The sequence below is a fragment of the Salinisphaera sp. RV14 genome, from assembly GCF_052044135.1.
Lineage (GTDB): Bacteria > Pseudomonadota > Gammaproteobacteria > Nevskiales > Salinisphaeraceae > Salinisphaera.
Map to the genome: position 1 here is coordinate 1 of NZ_JBQDYF010000044.1, position 1418 is coordinate 1418.

Consider the following 1418-nt stretch of genomic DNA (forward strand, 5'->3'; position numbering starts at 1 on the left):
TAAGGCCAGCAGCCAGGCTGGCCATTGCAACCCGCTGATTTTGAAGTCCCATCCAAAATCTCCGATGCTGGGGATAAAACACAAACCAAAGCAGCGGAGACTCGGATGGGACCCGACAAGCCTAACGCATGGATCAGGCGCTTCAAACAAATCATGAACCCCGATGCCATCAATGCGCTGGGGCGGCGTGTGGGGCTGTGCCAGCGCCGGCGCCTCATCACGCCGTGGCATCTGGCCGTGAGTCTGCTGGCCGGCTGCGCGACGCAACGGTTGGATTGCCTGGCGGATGCGCAGCGCCTGTGCAATGCGTTGTTTGACCTAGCCCTGTCCTACAAACCGTTTCACAAGCAGCTCGCCAAGCCGGCGTTTGCCGATTTCATGCGGGCACTGGCCGATCAGTTGCTCGATCGCTGGCGCGTGCAAGTCCTGCAGGCCGAACCGGGCGGTGTATTCGACGCGTTTGATCGCATCGTCATTCAGGATGGCAGTTCGTTTGCCCTCAAGTCGGCCCTGGCCGAGGTCTATCCGGGCCGCTTTCATACGCAGGCACCGGCCGCCGTGGAGTTGCATACCACGCTGGATCTGTTCGATGGCACCCCGTCCCGGATCGGGTTGACGCCGGACACCGATCCCGAGCGCGATGCCTTACCGGCCCCGGAGGCGCTGGCCCGGTGCCTGCTGCTCGCCGATCGAGGGTATTTCAAACGCGATTATCTGGCCGCGCTCGATCAGGCTGAGGCGTTTTTTGTCGTGCGGAGCGCCACGTCGATCAATCCCCGCGTGATCCAGGCGTTTGACGGCCAGGGCCAGCGGCGGCCCCGGCTCGACGGTCGGCTGTTCAAGGCGGTGCGTCAGGCGCCGCACCGCGTGCTCGATCTGGACGTGTGCTGGGGTCCGGCCTCCCAGGCCTGGCACACGCGCCTGATCGTCAGCGGGCGCCCCGACCAGCGCCAGCCTCTAATGCTGGTGACGAACCTGGCGCGCTCGCGCTATAGCGCGACCCAAGTGCAACAAGCCTATCGACTGCGCTGGCAGATCGAGCTGCTGTTCAAGGAATACAAGTCGTACGCTCACCTGCAGTCCTTCGACACCGCCCATCCCGCCATCGCCGAAGGCCTGATCTGGGCCGCCGTGGCGACGGCGACACTGCAGCGTTTTATGGCGCACACCACCCAACGCGTGCACGGCGTTGAGATCTCCAGCCAGAAAGCGGCCAAAGCCGCTGATCCCGTGCTGTTCGATCTGTTCCAGGCGCTGGCCGCGAATCGCGCGCGACGATGTCGACAGGCTTTTGCAGCCGTCCTGAATTATCTGGCAACCAATGCCCGGCGCGCCCATCCCAAACGCGATCGACGCAGCGGGCGGATGCAACTCGGTCTCCAGGCCGTTGACGTCGAGGCTTAAGTACTTACGTATGA

General features: G+C 63.5%; 1 protein-coding gene. It reads left to right on the forward strand.

Translation table 11 applies throughout. The annotated features are described in order from the left end of the window. The first annotated feature begins 153 nt into the window (after positions 1 to 153). The gene (locus ACS8Y6_RS18310; protein ID WP_440856234.1) at positions 154 to 1404 is read left to right on the forward strand and encodes an IS4 family transposase; all 1251 of its coding nucleotides are present in this window, start codon (positions 154 to 156) and stop codon (positions 1402 to 1404) included. Positions 1405 to 1418: the final 14 nt, after the last annotated feature.

Bases quoted from the DNA above. Each gene is read 5' to 3' on its own strand.
- ACS8Y6_RS18310 (WP_440856234.1), top strand. From the start codon at position 154: ATGAACCCCGATGCCATCAATGCGCTGGGGCGGCGTGTGGGGCTGTGC.